This is a genomic window from Arthrobacter sp. E1SS-5, assembly GCF_057073715.1.
The window spans coordinates 2,901,762-2,916,861 of record NZ_CP172703.1; the positions used below are offsets into that span (position 1 = coordinate 2,901,762).

The 15,100-nt window shown below is 65.8% G+C and carries 14 protein-coding genes; 5 read left to right on the forward strand and 9 right to left on the reverse strand.

Annotation, left to right across the window (positions count from 1 at the left end):
• Positions 1-46 precede the first annotated feature (46 nt).
• A complete protein-coding gene (dapE, locus tag ACIGJD_RS13435) occupies positions 47-1,183 on the reverse strand; it encodes a succinyl-diaminopimelate desuccinylase (protein WP_483686611.1) in 1,137 nt (378 codons plus the stop codon).
• A 51-nt stretch (positions 1,184-1,234) separates the two neighbouring features.
• Between dapE and dapD the strand changes: the two genes are divergently transcribed.
• Both dapD and ACIGJD_RS13445 read left to right on the forward strand, forming a co-directional pair.
• Positions 1,235-2,263, forward strand: a complete 1,029-nt coding sequence (gene dapD / locus ACIGJD_RS13440) for a 2,3,4,5-tetrahydropyridine-2,6-dicarboxylate N-succinyltransferase (RefSeq protein WP_483686612.1) — start codon at positions 1,235-1,237, stop codon at positions 2,261-2,263.
• A gap of 22 nt (positions 2,264-2,285) precedes the next feature.
• Positions 2,286-3,143, forward strand: a complete 858-nt coding sequence (locus ACIGJD_RS13445; RefSeq protein ID WP_483689500.1) for a transglycosylase SLT domain-containing protein — start codon at positions 2,286-2,288, stop codon at positions 3,141-3,143.
• Positions 3,144-3,172: 29 nt separating this feature from the next.
• On the opposite strand, the gene ACIGJD_RS13450 is transcribed toward ACIGJD_RS13445, so the two are convergent.
• A complete protein-coding gene (locus tag ACIGJD_RS13450) occupies positions 3,173-3,784 on the reverse strand; it encodes a hypothetical protein (RefSeq protein WP_483686613.1) in 612 nt (203 codons plus the stop codon).
• A 123-nt stretch (positions 3,785-3,907) separates the two neighbouring features.
• Entirely contained in the window at positions 3,908-4,516 is a 609-nt protein-coding gene (locus ACIGJD_RS13455; protein ID WP_483686615.1) for a TetR/AcrR family transcriptional regulator, read from the reverse strand.
• Positions 4,517-4,615: 99 nt separating this feature from the next.
• On the opposite strand from ACIGJD_RS13455, the gene galE reads away from it, so the two are divergent.
• The gene (gene galE / locus ACIGJD_RS13460) at positions 4,616-5,629 is read left to right on the forward strand and encodes a UDP-glucose 4-epimerase GalE (RefSeq protein ID WP_483686616.1); all 1,014 of its coding nucleotides are present in this window, start codon (positions 4,616-4,618) and stop codon (positions 5,627-5,629) included.
• Positions 5,630-5,758: 129 nt separating this feature from the next.
• Here the strand turns inward: galE and ACIGJD_RS13465 are convergent, their stop codons facing one another.
• The 3 genes from ACIGJD_RS13465 to fdxA all read right to left on the reverse strand — a co-directional run bounded on the left by ACIGJD_RS13465 (position 5,759) and on the right by fdxA (position 8,773).
• Positions 5,759-7,045, reverse strand: coding sequence for a citrate synthase (locus ACIGJD_RS13465; RefSeq protein WP_056334606.1), 1,287 nt, complete (start codon positions 7,043-7,045; stop codon positions 5,759-5,761).
• Positions 7,046-7,280: 235 nt separating this feature from the next.
• Complete coding sequence (gene dapC, locus ACIGJD_RS13470) at positions 7,281-8,432, reverse strand: succinyldiaminopimelate transaminase (RefSeq protein WP_483686617.1); 1,152 nt, start codon at positions 8,430-8,432, stop codon at positions 7,281-7,283.
• 14 nt (positions 8,433-8,446) lie between these two features.
• Positions 8,447-8,773, reverse strand: a complete 327-nt coding sequence (gene fdxA / locus ACIGJD_RS13475; RefSeq protein ID WP_026265673.1) for a ferredoxin — start codon at positions 8,771-8,773, stop codon at positions 8,447-8,449.
• A 137-nt stretch (positions 8,774-8,910) separates the two neighbouring features.
• Here fdxA and ACIGJD_RS13480 point away from each other — a divergent pair, with 137 nt between their 5' ends.
• Entirely contained in the window at positions 8,911-9,171 is a 261-nt protein-coding gene (locus tag ACIGJD_RS13480) for a putative acetyltransferase (RefSeq protein WP_483686618.1), read from the forward strand.
• A 49-nt stretch (positions 9,172-9,220) separates the two neighbouring features.
• Here the strand turns inward: ACIGJD_RS13480 and ACIGJD_RS13485 are convergent, their stop codons facing one another.
• Positions 9,221-9,730, reverse strand: coding sequence for a hypothetical protein (locus ACIGJD_RS13485; protein WP_483686619.1), 510 nt, complete (start codon positions 9,728-9,730; stop codon positions 9,221-9,223).
• A 503-nt stretch (positions 9,731-10,233) separates the two neighbouring features.
• A complete protein-coding gene (gene typA / locus ACIGJD_RS13490; RefSeq protein ID WP_142133197.1) occupies positions 10,234-12,162 on the reverse strand; it encodes a translational GTPase TypA in 1,929 nt (642 codons plus the stop codon).
• Between the two features lie 231 nt (positions 12,163-12,393).
• Here typA and ACIGJD_RS13495 point away from each other — a divergent pair, with 231 nt between their 5' ends.
• Entirely contained in the window at positions 12,394-13,329 is a 936-nt protein-coding gene (locus ACIGJD_RS13495) for an SGNH/GDSL hydrolase family protein (protein ID WP_483686620.1), read from the forward strand.
• Positions 13,330-13,389: 60 nt separating this feature from the next.
• Here the strand turns inward: ACIGJD_RS13495 and ACIGJD_RS13500 are convergent, their stop codons facing one another.
• Complete coding sequence (locus tag ACIGJD_RS13500) at positions 13,390-15,096, reverse strand: dipeptide ABC transporter ATP-binding protein (protein ID WP_483686621.1); 1,707 nt, start codon at positions 15,094-15,096, stop codon at positions 13,390-13,392.
• Positions 15,097-15,100 lie beyond the last annotated feature (4 nt).

The window sequence follows — 15,100 nt, forward strand, 5'->3', positions numbered from 1 at the left end:
GGAACTCTCCCGCGGGAGTTCCGGCCCTCTACTGCTTAAGTCTTCCTCAGGCAGCGAGCCAGTTTTGGAGCGCGGCAAGGCATTTGCGGATGGCGTCGGCGTGGACGTGCTCGTTGTCCTTGTGCGCAAGCAGCGCATCGCCGGGGCCGAAGTTCACCGCCGGGATGCCCAGTTCGCTGAAGCGGGCGACGTCGGTCCAGCCGTATTTGGGCTTGGGCTCGGCTCCCACGGCGGCAACGAAGGAGGCGGCGGCCGGGTGCTGCAGCCCGGGCCGGGCCCCGGCAGCGGCATCGGTCCGCACCACGTCGAAGCCTTCCAGCAGTTCCCGGACGTGCGCTTCGGCCTGGTCCGGCGTCTTGTCCGGAGCGAACCGGTAGTTGATCTCCACTACGCAGCGGTCCGGGATGACGTTGCCGGCGGTGCCGCCGTTGATCTTCACCGCGTTAAGGCTTTCCCGGTACTCCAGCCCGTCGACGTTAATGGTCCGGGGTTCATAGGCTGCCAGGCGGGCCAGGATGGGCGCTGCGGCGTGGATGGCGTTGCTTCCCATCCAGGCCCGGGCCGAGTGCGCTGCTTCCCCCGCCGTGCTGGCCTCGAACCGGCTCGTCCCGTTGCAGCCGCCCTCCACTGTGCCGTCGGTCGGCTCCAGCAGGATGGCGAAGTCTCCCTGCAGCAGGTCTCCGTGGTTCCGGACCAGGCGCCCCAGGCCGCTTTTGACCGCCTCCACTTCCTCGTGGTCATAAAACACAAAAGTGACGTCCCGCTTGGGCTGCGCGCCGCCGTCGAACAATCCTGCGGCCAAAGCCAGCTGCACCGCCACACCGCCCTTCATGTCCGTGGCGCCGCGGCCATAGAGGATGCCCTCGCCCGGAACCCCGGACTCCCAGCTGGAGGGGACAGTGCCCCTGGAACCTTCGGTGAGCGGCAGCGGGACCGTGTCCAAGTGTCCGGCCAGGATCACCCGTTCACTGCGGCCGAGATCCGTCCGCGCGATGATCGCATCACCGTCACGCACCACGCTGAGCTGCGGAACCTCCAGCAGGGCGGCCTCGACGGCGTCCGCCAGCTGCGTTTCGTTGCCGGACACACTGTTGATATCCATCAGGGCTGCGGTCAGCAAGGCCACGTCCTGGCGGAGGTCAAGGGTGGACACGGCAGGATCAGGGGCGGTTTCAGCAGTCACGAAGCCAGTCTAGTTCGAACCGCCCGCCCGGCCCTCGATAGACTGGGGCACATGACTGAGACCGCTTCCTCCGCCGTGCCCGAAACCCTGACCTCAACCGCTGACGACCGTTCCGCCTATGGCTTTGGCGTGGCCACCATCGCCATTGCCGGCAGCGAGGCGACCGTCCTGGACGTCTGGTTCCCGGCACCGGCACTTGGTGTTGCGGCGGAAGACCTCCGCTCCGTGGAAAACGCCGACGAAGCCCTGACCCGCATCGCGGAGAATGGCGCCGACGAGGACCGCGGCACGGAGCAGAAGGTGGTCTTCGTCCAGATCAACCTGGATGAGGCCCCCGCCGACACCGCTGACGCCTACCTGCGCCTGCACCTGCTCTCACACCGCCTGGTCCAGCCCAACACCATCAACCTGGACGGCATCTTCGGCAAGCTCCCCAATGTCGTGTGGACCAACTTCGGGCCGGCCGCCGTCGAGGGCTTCGAACTGACCCGCGCAAAGCTGCGGCGCCGTGGTGCCGTCACCGTCTACGGCATCGACAAGTTCCCGCGCATGGTGGATTACGTGGTGCCCAGCGGCGTCCGGATTGCCGACGCCGACCGGGTCCGCCTTGGTGCCCACCTCGCGGCCGGCACCACGGTCATGCATGAAGGCTTCGTCAACTTCAACGCCGGCACGCTGGGTACTTCCATGGTGGAGGGCCGGATCTCCGCCGGCGTGGTGACCGGCGACGGCAGCGACGTTGGCGGCGGCGCCTCGATCATGGGCACCCTCTCCGGCGGGGGCAAGGAAAAGATCACCATCGGAGAGCGCGTCCTGCTGGGCGCCAACTCCGGCGTGGGCATCAGCATCGGCGACGATTCGGTGGTGGAGGCAGGACTCTACGTCACGGCAGGCACCCGCGTCCGCGTTCCAGGGCCCAAGGACGAGGTAGGCGAAGACACCACCAAGATCGTCAAGGCCGCCGAACTCTCCGGCGTCCCCAACCTGCTGTTCCGCCGCAACTCCACCACCGGCGCAGTGGAGGCCCTTCCCCGCAAGGGCCAGACCGTTGAACTGAACGACGCCCTGCACGCCAACTAGTTCCTTCATGGCACCTCTGTCTGTGGCGCGCAGGCGCGGCCTGCGGCGCCTGGCGGTGCTGCTCCTTACCCTCGCGCTGATAGCCGGGGGCATCTACACGGCCGTGTATTTTGTGCAGCGTTCCGAGACCCTCGTTTCGGAACGCTGCACAGCCAGGTCCGGCGACCGGAGCGGGGAGCTGGCACCCGACCAGGCTGCCAATGCCGCTTTGATCACTGCGGCGGCTGTCCGGCGGGGCCTGCCCCCGCGTGCCGCCACCATCGCCCTGGCCACGGCCATGCAGGAGTCCAAGCTGCGCAACATCGGCCACGGCGACCAGGCCGGCCCCGATTCGCGCGGGCTCTTCCAGCAGCGGCCCTCCCAGGGCTGGGGCACCGAGGCGCAGATCATGGACCCCTACTACGCCGTCAACGCGTTCTACGACGCGCTGGTGAAGATTCCCGGCTACGAGACCCTTGACATCACCGATGCCGCCCAGCAGGTCCAGCGCTCCGCCTTTCCAAAGGCATACGCGCAGCATGAGGAAATGGGACGGGCATTCGCGTCGGGGCTCACCGGACAAACGCCGGCCGGAGTCCAGTGCACGCTGCGCTCCCCCACCGCGGGCGGGAATTCCGCGGCGGTGGCCACCGAACTGGACCAGGCCTATGGCGGCGTGGACAGCCGGGTGGACGGTGCCACCTTGGTAGTGGACTCCCAGGGGGCACTCGCATGGTCGGTTGCCCAGTGGGCGGTCGCCAACGCCAAGGACCTGTCCGTCGTGCGGGTGGATGTGGAGGGGCACACATGGCAGCGTGCCGGCGGCGACGGCTGGCAGGTGACAGGTTCCCCTGACGGCGAGGTGCGCATCACTGTACGGACGGCCGACGGCGGCAGCTGAGCGCCGCCGTCGGGCCTCCTGTGCGGGGCCTAGACCAGGATTTCCAGCACCGGCTGGACGTAGCTGCGGAACAGCTCGGGCTGGCTCATCAGCTCCTGGCTCATGATGATCTTGTCGGGTTCCAGGTACCAGGCCCGCTGCTCATCCAGCGGCAGCTCGATGATGGTCAGCTTGAAATCCCGCGGGTCGCGGCCCACTTCCATCAGCCTGTCGTCAACCATGTCCTGGAGCAGCTGGTCGGTCCCGGTGGCCACGCGCTCGGCTTCGAGCTCTGCATATTCGCTCCTGCGCTCCCTGGCCCAGGTAAGCGCGGACCCGAAGTGTGCCTGCAGTACGCGCTGCAGGGCCGGGGAGTTGCCGAAGGCTTCGAAGCTGGGCGGCGAGAGTTCCGGCGACGACTGCGGATAGGCCTTGAGCAGCTGTTCCCACCAGGCCTCCCATTCGGTCTTCAGTGCGCTGAGGCCGCCCACGTCTGCGGTCAGGTGTTTGTGATCGGCGGGGCGGATTTTGGGCGCCGCGTGGGACAGCATGGGGCGGCCCACGCCATTGAGGCCGGCCGCGTCCCGGACGTAGAGCGCAATCATCATCGGCCCGGACGTGTCCGTAGTGATCTGCCACCCTGAACCGCTTGCGTGCTGCATCCGAAGTCCTTCCCTGGCCTGCTTCTGCGGGGCGCCGTGACCGGTCCGGCGTGCCCGGCTATCAGTCTATTCCCGCAGCCATTTCGCGGTAGTACCTGCCGTCCGGCGGGCGGGTCCGGCCGATTAGCGGGGCAGTCCGTCCAGGTGCCGCTCCAGGACGTCGCGGCACATCTGCGCGGTCATCCATCCTGGCTGCAGCAAGGCATGCATGAGCAGGCCGTCCAGGGTGGCCAGGAGCCGTTCGGCCTCCACCACCAGGTTCTCCTGGGGTTCGTCGTCCGGGAGGAGGGAGGCCACCACGCCGCCCACGATGGCCGCGACCTCGCGGTGGCTGCGGTCGGCTTCGGCGGTAAGGAAGGGCCTGATCCGCGCGGCGTTCTTGAAGGCCAGCCAGGCGCAGGCCTCCATGGCTGTTTCCTCGTCCAGCGGAAGCATGCCGCCCAGGAGGGTTAAAACCGCGGCCCGCTGCTCCGGGCTGCCCCCGGCTGCATCCTGCACGGGCGGCAGCAGTCCCTCCAGCCGGGAAACCACCCGGTCCACCACCGTCCCGAAGGAGAAGGCCAGCAGCTCCTCACTCCCCTGGAAGTAGTGCCGGACAGAACCAACGGCCAGCCCGGCTTCATCCGCCACTTCGCGCAGGGACGCCCGCTCCAGCCCGTCGACGGCAATAATGCGGAGGACCGCCTGGACAACATCCTGCCGCCTTGCGTCGGCGTCAACTATTTTGGGCACCATCCTTATTAGCACGGATGTGCTTCCACCACCGCACCCGGGCGCCCGGCATCCGGAACGCTGCCGCGGCGGGCGGTCCGCGTGGGATAGCGTTGAGCCATGAAAATCTTGGTTACAGGGGGCACCGGTTACATCGGTTCCCACACTGTTCTTTCCCTGCAGGAAGCCGGCCACGACGTGGTCGTCATCGACAACCTGGTCAACTCCAGCGAGGAATCGCTGCGGCGCGTGGCTGAACTCAGCGGCAAGGCCGCCGAATTCCACCACGTGGACCTGGTGGACGAGGCCGCCGTCGAAAAGGTCTTTGCCGGCAGCGCCATTGATGCCGTCATCCACTTCGCCGGACTCAAGGCCGTGGGCGAATCGGTGCAGGAGCCGCTGAAGTACTACTACAACAACCTGGTAGGCACCCTGAACCTGATCCGCGTCATGGACCGGCATGACGTCCGGTCCATCGTCTTCAGCTCCTCAGCCACCGTTTACGGCGAACACAACCCCATCCCCTATGTGGAGAAGATGGAGATCGGCGCCAACAACCCCTACGGACGCACCAAGGAACAGATCGAGGACATCCTCTCCGACCTCGGCGCGGCCGACTCCCGCTGGCACATAGCACTGCTGCGCTACTTCAACCCGGTGGGCGCGCACCCTTCAGGCCGCATCGGCGAGGACCCCCAGGGCATCCCCAACAACCTTGTCCCGTTCATCGCCCAGGTGGCCGTTGGCCGCCGCGAGAAGCTCATGGTGTTCGGCGGCGACTACGACACTCCCGACGGCACCTGCCTGCGCGACTACATCCACGTGGTGGACCTCGCCGAGGGGCACGTCGCGGCACTGAACCATATCGCGGGACGCACCGGCGTCTTCCGCTGGAACCTGGGCTCCGGTAAGGGCTCCTCCGTCCTGGAGGTCCTCCGTTCGTTCGAGAAGGCCGTGGGCAGGCCCATCCCCTACGAGATCACTGGCCGCCGTGCGGGAGACCTTCCTGCCTTCTGGGCCGACGCCACCTCCGCGCTGGCGGACTTGAGCTGGTCCACCACCAAGACCGTCGACCAGATGTGCGAGGACCACTGGCGCTGGCAAAAAAACAACCCGCAGGGCTACGCCTCCTGACCCTCCCCCGTCGATTGCTGACTACTTGTCGTTTTGGGGCCCCAGAACGACAAGTAGGCAGCAATCGATGGTATTTGAACGCGAAACGGCCGCCCACCTGTGGAAGGTGGGCGGCCGTCGTCGTTATTGCTAACGTGCCGGGTAGTCGCGCTCCGGCTCACCGATGTACAGCTGACGCGGGCGGCCGATCTTGGTGTTCGGATCGCTGATCATTTCGCGCCACTGGGCAATCCAGCCCGGCAGGCGGCCAATGGCGAACAGGACCGTGAACATCTTCTCGGGGAAGCCCATGGCCTTGTAGATCAGGCCGGTGTAGAAGTCCACGTTCGGGTAGAGCTTGCGCTGGATGAAGTAGTCATCGCTGAGCGCCTTCTCTTCCAGGCGCATGGCGATATCCAGCAGTTCGTCGTTGCCGCCGAGCTTGCTGAGGATCTCGTGGGCCGTGGCCTTGACGATCTTGGCGCGCGGATCGTAGTTCTTGTAGACGCGGTGCCCGAAGCCCATGAGGCGGACGCCGTCTTCCTTGTTCTTGACCTTTTCCATGTAGTCCTCGGGCTTGAGGCCCTCGGCCTGGATCTGGCGGAGCATCTTCAGCACGGCCTCGTTGGCGCCGCCGTGGGCGGGTCCGAAGAGGGCGTTGATACCGGCCGACACAGAGGCGAACAGGTTGGCGTTGGAGGAGCCCACCAGGCGCACGGTGGAGGTGGAGCAGTTCTGCTCGTGGTCCGCGTGCAGGATGAGGAGCAGGTCAAGTGCCTTGACGATCACCGGGTCCAGCTCGTACTGCTCGGCAGGCAGGCCGAAGCTCAGGCGCAGGAAGTTCTCCACTAGGTTCATGGAGTTGTCCGGGTACAGCATGGGCTGGCCGATGGACTTCTTGTGTGCGTAGGCGGCGATGACCGGCAGCTTGGCCATCAGGCGGATGGTGGAAACCTCCACCTGCTCGGCGTTGAACGGATCCAGCGAGTCCTGGTAGAAGGTGGACAGCGCGGACACGGCCGAGGAGAGCACCGGCATGGGGTGTGCGTCGCGGGGGAAGCCGCCGAAGAAGCCCTTGAGCTCCTCGTGCAGCAGGGTGTGGCGGCGGATCTTCTGGTCGAACTCGTCCAGCTCAGTGGGCGTGGGCAGGTTGCCGTAGATCAGCAGGTAGGACACCTCCAGGAAGCTGGAGTGCTGCGCCAGCTGCTCGATGGGGTATCCGCGGTAGCGCAGGATGCCTGCATCGCCATCGATGTAGGTGATGGCGGACGTGGTTGCTGCGGTGTTCATGAACCCGGGGTCGAAGGTAACGGCACCGGTCTGCTTCAGCAGCTTGGAGACGTCGTAACCTTCGTTCCCTTCAACAACCTGGATGCGCGGGAGCTTCAGCTCGCCACCTGCGTGGAGCAGGGTCGCAGCATTGTTGGTCTCAGTCATGGAGTCCCCTTCATGAGGCGTCTTTGGCCTCTGTCGAAAGCTTGATCCAACATCAGGTGAGCCGTGCACGAAGCCTGAAGAGACAGGTTCCAACACCCGGGCTGCCTTCTTGTAGAAAGCCACCATTGATCAGTTAAAAAGTACCGCTCCTTGGCGGGTGTCACTAATCCGCGGCCCGCCAGTGCGGCCTGGAACACGCCCGATGTGGGGCGAGTCACACGAATATTACGTGCCCTTAGGAGCTTACTTCGGCCAGCCGCGCCACAGCTGCATCGATCCGCTCATCTGAGCCGGTCAGGGCGACACGGACATAGCCATTGCCCGCATCCCCGTAAAAGACCCCTGGCCCCACGACGATGCCCCGCTCAGCCAGCCGGGCAACGGTGTCCCAGGTGCCCTCTCCTGCCGTCGACCAAAGGTAGAGGCCGGCGTCGGAATCCTTGATTTCCAAGCCGAAGTCCAGCAGCGCAGGGAACAGGCGATCGCGCCGGCCCCGGTACAGGTCCTTCTGCGCCTCAACGTGCGCGTCGTCGCCGAGGGCCACCCGCATGGCTTCCTGGATGGGGTACGGCACGATCATGCCTGCGTGCTTGCGGCTGTTGACCAGGTTCGGCATCAGGTCCGGGTCGCCGGCCACGAACGCTGCGCGGTAGCCGGCCAGGTTGGACTGCTTGCTGAGCGAGTAGACGGCGAGCAGGCCCTGGTGCGAGCCGCCGGCCACGCGGGGATCGAGGATGCTGGGGACGCGCTGGCCGCCGCGCTGAACGTCCCAGCCGCCCCAGCCGAGCTCCGCGTAGCATTCGTCCGACGCCACCACGGCACCCAGTTCGCGGGCCTGGACCACCAGCGCCTTCAGGGACTCCGCATCGCGGACGCTGCCCGTGGGGTTGCCCGGCGAGTTGACCCAGATGAGGCGGACCCGTGCGCGGGTGGCCTCGTCCAGCTCGTCCAGGTTGTCCGTGGCCACGGACGTGACCCCCGCAAGGGTCGCGCCGATATCGTACGTCGGGTAGGCCACCTTGGGACGTACGACGACGTCTCCGGGCTTGAGGCCCAGCAGCAGCGGCAGCCACGCAACGAGTTCCTTGGAGCCCACGGTGGGCATGATGTTGCGGGGATCGAGGCCGGACACGCCGCGCCGCCGTTCGAACCAGCCAGCGATGGCCTCCCGCAACGCCGGAGTGCCGTGGACCGTGGGGTAGCCGGGTGCGTTGGCGGCCGCCTTCAGGGCATCCTGCACCAGCTGCGGCGTGGGATCCACCGGCGTCCCGATGGAGAGGTTGACGGCTCCACCGGGATGCTCAGCGGCTTTGGCCACGTACGGTGCCATGGCCTCCCAGGGGTAGTCGGGCAGGTCCAGGCCAAACGAATTCACTGCTGCGGTCACGTTGTCCGTCCGCGTCAGTGGTCTTGGTTCTGCGGCGGCAGGGCGGCGATCATCGGGTGGTCCTTGCCGGTGTTGCCGACCTTGGCTGCGCCGCCCGGGGAGCCAAGGTCATCGAAGAACTCGACGTTTGCCTTGTAGTAGTCGGCCCATTCCTCCGGGGTGTCGTCCTCGTAGTAGATCGCCTCAACCGGGCACACCGGTTCGCAGGCGCCACAGTCGACGCACTCATCCGGATGGATGTACAGCGAACGCTCACCTTCATAGATGCAGTCGACGGGGCATTCTTCAATACATGCCTTGTCCTTGACATCCACACACGGCTGCGCGATTACGTACGTCACGTCCCTGGCCTCTCCACGTTGGGGTTCCGGCGTCCCGCCGGCTCTTGCATCCGGCGGCACAGCCGGAGTCTGACATCTGAGCCTATTATCTCCCAGCCCGTTCCCGCGAACCTAGCCGGGCACCCTAGTATGAACTGGTGAGTCAGCCAGTACCTGCGCCAGCGCGTTTCCTTGCCTCAGCTGAGCCAGGCACGCGGGTGGTGGTGCGCTACCAAATCGAAGGTGGCCTCACGGACGCGTTGGGGCATCTGCTGGCCTGCGACGCCGGTTCCTGCACCGTGCGCACCCGGCAGGCCGACGTCGTAATTCCCCTTGACCGCGTGGTGGCGGCCAAGGAAGTCCCGCCCGCTCCCCCGCGCCGGCGACCTGCTGCCCGCCAGTCCCCTCCTGCCCAGTAAGCGGCGAAGTCATTGCGCAGGGACTGTCCCTGCGCAATGAAGCCCGCCTTCACTGCGCAGAACGGTACGTGGCAAGAGCCTGCTGGACCATCTGCACGAGCTCCCGGGGTTCGTTAAGCACCATCTCGAAGGTCACGCGCAAGGTTGGCACTCCGCGGAGAACGCCCGCATTCCAACGCCGCCTATCCTCGCGGTAAGCCTCCCGGCTGCTGTGGTGGGCGTAACCGTCCGTCTCAATACCAAGCAGGCCGTCAACGAGCAGGTCCAGGTGTCCCATCCCAGGGACCCTGACCTGCAGCTCGACCGTGTGCCCGGCTTCCTCCAACAAATACCGCGCCATCGTTTCTAAGACGGACCCGGATTGGGGGCGGATCCGTGCCACCAACTCCCGGAGGCCCTTTTCGCGGACGGCCGGAAACCGCTCCCGCAGGGCAGGAAGTTGGATGAGCCCGTTCTTGACCGCGGATTCCGCAATGGTCAGCCCCTCCAGTGGCGCCAGGCAGCGCAACGACTGGCACACGACGTCCAGGGGTGTCAGCGGAATCCGGCTGCGATGCACGATGCAACCAGGGATCGGCCTGCCGTGGGATGCGGCCAGATGCGGTCTGTCGGGTTGGCTGACAACCCACAGGCCAGCAGCGCTGGCAGCCCGAGACGCAGCCCAGGACCGCGTGATGGCGGCCCGCGTGGATAAGTCCCGGGTCCGCCTGCGGGTGGGCATAGACGCCCCGGGCAATCCTTTGGACTGAGCCCGTGGCCACCCCCGACTCCAGGTTACGGCGTGAAACTCCCACCATTGACAGTGCGTGGGTACTGGCAACACCCCCTAGGGCAGCCAGGGCTTCGGAAACAGTCGGCATAACTGCATGCTTGCCGGTTACGGAGCCGGACGCAGGGCCGGGAAACCGCTATGTGGACAACCGTCCGTGCGCGGTGGCAGCGCGGCTCGTTGTGCACTGACAGTCCCTACACAATGAACCGCTACGCCATTGCGCCGGCGAGCCCGTTAAAGCAGAACGCCACCGGTGAATACCGGTGGCGTTCTGTGGACCTGCGGAGTTACTAGGCCTTGGCGCGGGCGCGGTTGGCCTTGGCGCGCTCGTTGGTGTCCAGGATCACCTTGCGGATACGGATGGCCTCCGGGGTCACCTCGACGCACTCGTCCTCGCGGGCGAACTCCAGGGACTCTTCCAGGGTGAGCTCCCGCGGCGGGGTCAGGTTCTCGAAGGTGTCGGAGGAAGCGGCACGCATGTTGGTGAGCTTCTTTTCCTTCGTGATGTTGACGTCCATGTCGTCGGCGCGGGAGTTCTCGCCCACGATCATGCCTTCATAGACCTCGGACGTGGGCTTCACGAAGAAGGAGCCGCGTTCCTGCAGGTTGATCATGGCGAACGGGGTAACAACACCGGCGCGGTCGGCAACCATGGAACCGTTGGTGCGGTACTCGATGGGGCCGGCCCAGGGCTCGTAGCCTTCGGAGATGGAGGCTGCGATGCCGGCGCCGCGGGTGTCGGTGAGGAACCGGGTGCGGAAACCGATCAGGCCACGGGCCGGAACGATGAACTCCATGCGGCACCAGCCGGTACCGTGGTTGGCCATGTTGGTCATGCGGCCCTTGCGGGCTGCCATGAGCTGCGTCACGGCACCAAGGTATTCCTCAGGCACGTCGATGGTCATGTGCTCCATGGGCTCATGGATCTTGCCATCAATGGTCTTGGTAACCACCTGGGGCTTGCCCACGGTGAGCTCGAAGCCTTCGCGGCGCATCTGCTCAACCAGGATGGCCAGCGCCAGCTCGCCACGGCCCTGGACTTCCCAGGCGTCGGGACGCTCGGTGGGGAGCACCTTGATGGAGACGTTACCGATCAGTTCCTTATCCAGGCGGTCCTTCACCTGGCGGGCCGTGACCTTGGCGCCCTTAACCTTGCCGGCCAGCGGGGAGGTGTTGATGCCGATGGTCATGGAGATCGCGGGGTCGTCCACGGTGATCAGCGGCAGAGGCTGCGGGTTCTCGACGTCGGTGAGGGTTTCGCCAATGGTGATGTCCTCGATGCCGGCGACGGCGACGATTTCGCCGGGGCCGGCGGACTCGGCAGGAACACGCTCAAGAGCCTTGGTGGCGAGCAGTTCGGTGATTTTGACGGTCTTGAGCTCACCATTCTGGCGGGCCCAAGCCACCTGCTGGCCCTTGCGGAGGGTGCCATTGTAGATGCGGAGCAGGGCGAGACGGCCCAGGAACGGGGAGGCGTCCAGGTTGGTGACGTGGGCCTGCAGGACGCCCTCGGGGTTGTAGGTGGGGGCCGGGATGTGTTCGACGATGGTCTTGAAGAGCGGTTCGAGGTCCTCGTTCTCCGGGGCGGTGCCGTCAGCGGGCTGTTCGAGGGACGCGCGGCCAACCTTGGCTGCAGCGTAGACGACGGGAACTTCGAGGATCTTGTCCAGGTCGAGGTCGGGAACTTCGTCCGCCAGGTCGGAGGCCAGGCCGAGGAGCAGGTCCATGGACTCGTGGACGACTTCCTCGATGCGGGCATCGGGACGGTCGGTCTTGTTGACCAGCAGGATGACAGGCAGGTGGGCGGCGAGGGCCTTGCGGAGGACGAAGCGGGTCTGCGGCAGCGGACCCTCGGAGGCGTCAACGAGGAGGACGACGCCATCGACCATGGACAGGCCGCGCTCCACCTCGCCGCCGAAGTCGGCGTGGCCGGGGGTGTCGATAACGTTGATGGTGATGGTCTCGCCGTTGGAGGACGGACCGTTGTAGGCCACCGTGGTGTTCTTGGCCAGGATGGTGATGCCCTTTTCGCGCTCGAGGTCACCGGAGTCCATCACGCGGTCTTCGAGGTGGTTGTGCTCGGCAAAGGAGTTGGTCTGCTTGAGCATGGCATCGACCAAAGTGGTCTTGCCGTGGTCAACGTGGGCCACAATCGCGACGTTGCGCAGATCACTGCGCGATGCAGTGGCTACCGCGGTGTTGGTGGTGGTTTCAGACATGCGTAATGGCTCGATTCAGTGGAGTCAGCTGTTGTATCGCGACATTTCCAACTGGAACGCACGACGGACTTGGCCCTTAACACAGGGCGTCTTCTCCCAGTCTAAACGCTGCGGCAAGTGAAGGCCTAAATCCGGACGGATCCGGGGCTGCCATCGGGCCCCGGGATCACCCCTGGCTGCCAGGTCACACTCACTGGATAAATACCCGTCAATGCCCCATTATTGCTGTTGATGAGCAGCCCATCGCCCCGCAAAGAATCCCCTGGTCCCGCGCGCGTGCTCGCGCGCGCCGCGGTGCTGGCCCTTGCCACGGGACTTGTCCTTGCCGCCCCCGGGCAGCAGGCAGACGTGGCACCTAATGAAGCGGCCACCACAGAGAGCTATCTGCCATCCGCACTGCTCAGGGCCAACGCCGTCGGCCAGCCTAATGCAACGCCGTACGCGTCAGGAGTCGACCTCTCAACGGTACTGACCCGCCCTGCACTGTTCCCGGGTGAGATTTACCGCAACCCGGTCTTTGGACGCAATGAGGTGGTGGTGGCGAATCCCAGGAGCACCGCCGTGCTGATCGGCGACTCCCAGTCCGTACCCGATGACAGCTGGCCGCGCAGGGCCCTGGCAGGCCTGGGCTACAACGTCCACTTCTGCGGCTACGGCGGCACGGGGTTCACCGCTGCCAACGGAAAAGTGGGCAACTACATCGATGCCCTCGAACGGGGCGACTGGCTGATGCCGACCGGAGAACCAGGCCTGATCGTCATTGAAGGCGGCGGCAACGACGCTGCCCGGGGAGCCTCCGACGCGCAAATCAGTTCCAACGCCAACCGGCTCATCGACGCCTTGAAAGCCAGGTACCCCGGCACCCGGATCGTGATGGTGGGAACCCTTGCGCGCGGAGCCCAGGACGGCGGCGGCCGGCGGAGCCAGGTGGACGCACTGCTCGCGGGCATCGCAGCCCGGCAGCGCGTCACGTTCGTGAGCACCGGCGACTGGCTGACCAAATACAACCTGACCCAGCACCTTGCCGACGCCGTCCATATGGATGCCGAAGGGCGGAAGCAGCTTGGCGGGGTCCTGGAGCGCCGCATGCGCGAACTCGGGGTTCCCGCTGCCCCGGGCGCCGCACAGTCGCTGGCATCTACCGGAGCGAACGGCAAAAACGGCTGAAGCCGGGACCAGAAGGCCCCGGCTCCAACCGTCAGGATCAAAGCTCCCGCTGCGCCCCGGCTATGCCACCTCGGGCGGAAGCATCAGCTTCGCGCCGGGGATGGCATTGAGCAGGGCCTTCGTGTAGTCCTGCTTAGGCGACTCGAAGACCTCGTCCGTGGAACCGGTCTCCACCAGGCGGCCCTTCTCCATCACGCACACGTGGTCCGCGATCTGCCGCACCACGGCAAGGTCGTGCGTGATGAACAGATAAGTCAGGCCCAGGTTGGCCTGCAGGTCCGCCAGCAGGTTCAGCACCTGTGCCTGCACCAGCACGTCCAGGGCGGAAACTGCCTCGTCACAGATGATGACCTCGGGGTCCAGCGCCAGTGCGCGCGCAATGGCAACACGCTGCCGCTGACCGCCTGACAGCTCGTTCGGGTACCGCTGCATGGTGGACTGCGGCAGAGCCACCTGGTCCAGCAGTTCGCGCACCTTCTTCTCCCGGCTGGCCTGGTCCCCGATCTTGTGCACCCGAAGCGGTTCTTCAATGGTGCGGTAGATGTTGTACATCGGGTCGAGGGAGCCGTACGGATCCTGGAAGATGGGCTGGACGCGCCGGCGGAACTTGAACAGTTCGGCAGGTTTCAGTGCCGAGGTGTCGACTCCGTCAAACAGGATCCTGCCCTCCGTGGGCTTTTCCAGCTGGAGCACCATCTTGGCCACCGTGGACTTGCCGGAACCCGACTCACCCACGATCGCCGTCGTGGTTCCCCGCCTGACGTCAAAGCTCACGCCGTCCACCGCGGCGAAGTCCGTCGTCTTGCCCAGCCCCTGGCGCAGCTTGTAGACCTTGCGCAGGTCCTGGATCTGCAGGAAGGTGTCCGATTTTGCAGTCTCGGCTGCCGGTGCCAGCAAGTCCGCGGTCTCCAGGCCCTGCTCCCTGGCAGCCTGGATACGGCGGCTGGCCAGGGACGGCGCGGACTCCACGAGCCGCTGGGTGTACGGGTGCTGCGGGTTGCGGAGCAGTTCCAGCGAGGGGCCCGCTTCAACCACGCGGCCCTGGTACATGACCACCACTTTGTCTGCACGCTCGGCTGCAAGGCCCAGGTCGTGGGTGATCAGCAGCACCGAGGTGCCCAGTTCGTTGGTCATCGTCTCCAGGTGGTCCAGGATCTGCCGCTGGACGGTGACGTCGAGGGCCGACGTCGGCTCGTCCGCAATCAGCAGGCGGGGCTGGCAGGAGAGGCCAATGGCGATCAGCGCGCGCTGGCGCATGCCGCCCGAGAACTCATGCGGGTACTGGTTGGCCCGGCGCTTGGCGTCCGGCAGCCCCGCCTCGGAGAGCACCTTGGCAATATCGTCCGGCCCGCTGGGGCGGCCGTTTGCCTTCAGTGTTTCCCGGACCTGGTAGCCGATCTTCCACACGGGGTTGAGGTTGGACATGGGGTCCTGCGGAACCATGCCGATCGTGTTGCCGCGCAGCTCGATCATGCGCTGCTCGGTGGTGTGGGCAATGTCCTCGCCGTCGAGCAGGATCTGTCCGCCGGACACCCGGCCGTTGTTGGGCAGGAGCCCAATGGCCGCGAGGGCCGTGGTGGATTTGCCGGAACCCGACTCCCCCACGATGGCGACCGTTTCACCCGGCATGATGGTCAGGTGTGCGTTCCGCACTGCCTGGACCTCGCCGCCACCGGTCTTGAAGGTGATGGCGAGATCGCGGATTTCGAGCAGCGGCCTGACGCCGGTGGTGCCGGCCTCATCAATGCGGACGTCTGGACTTGTCATCTCT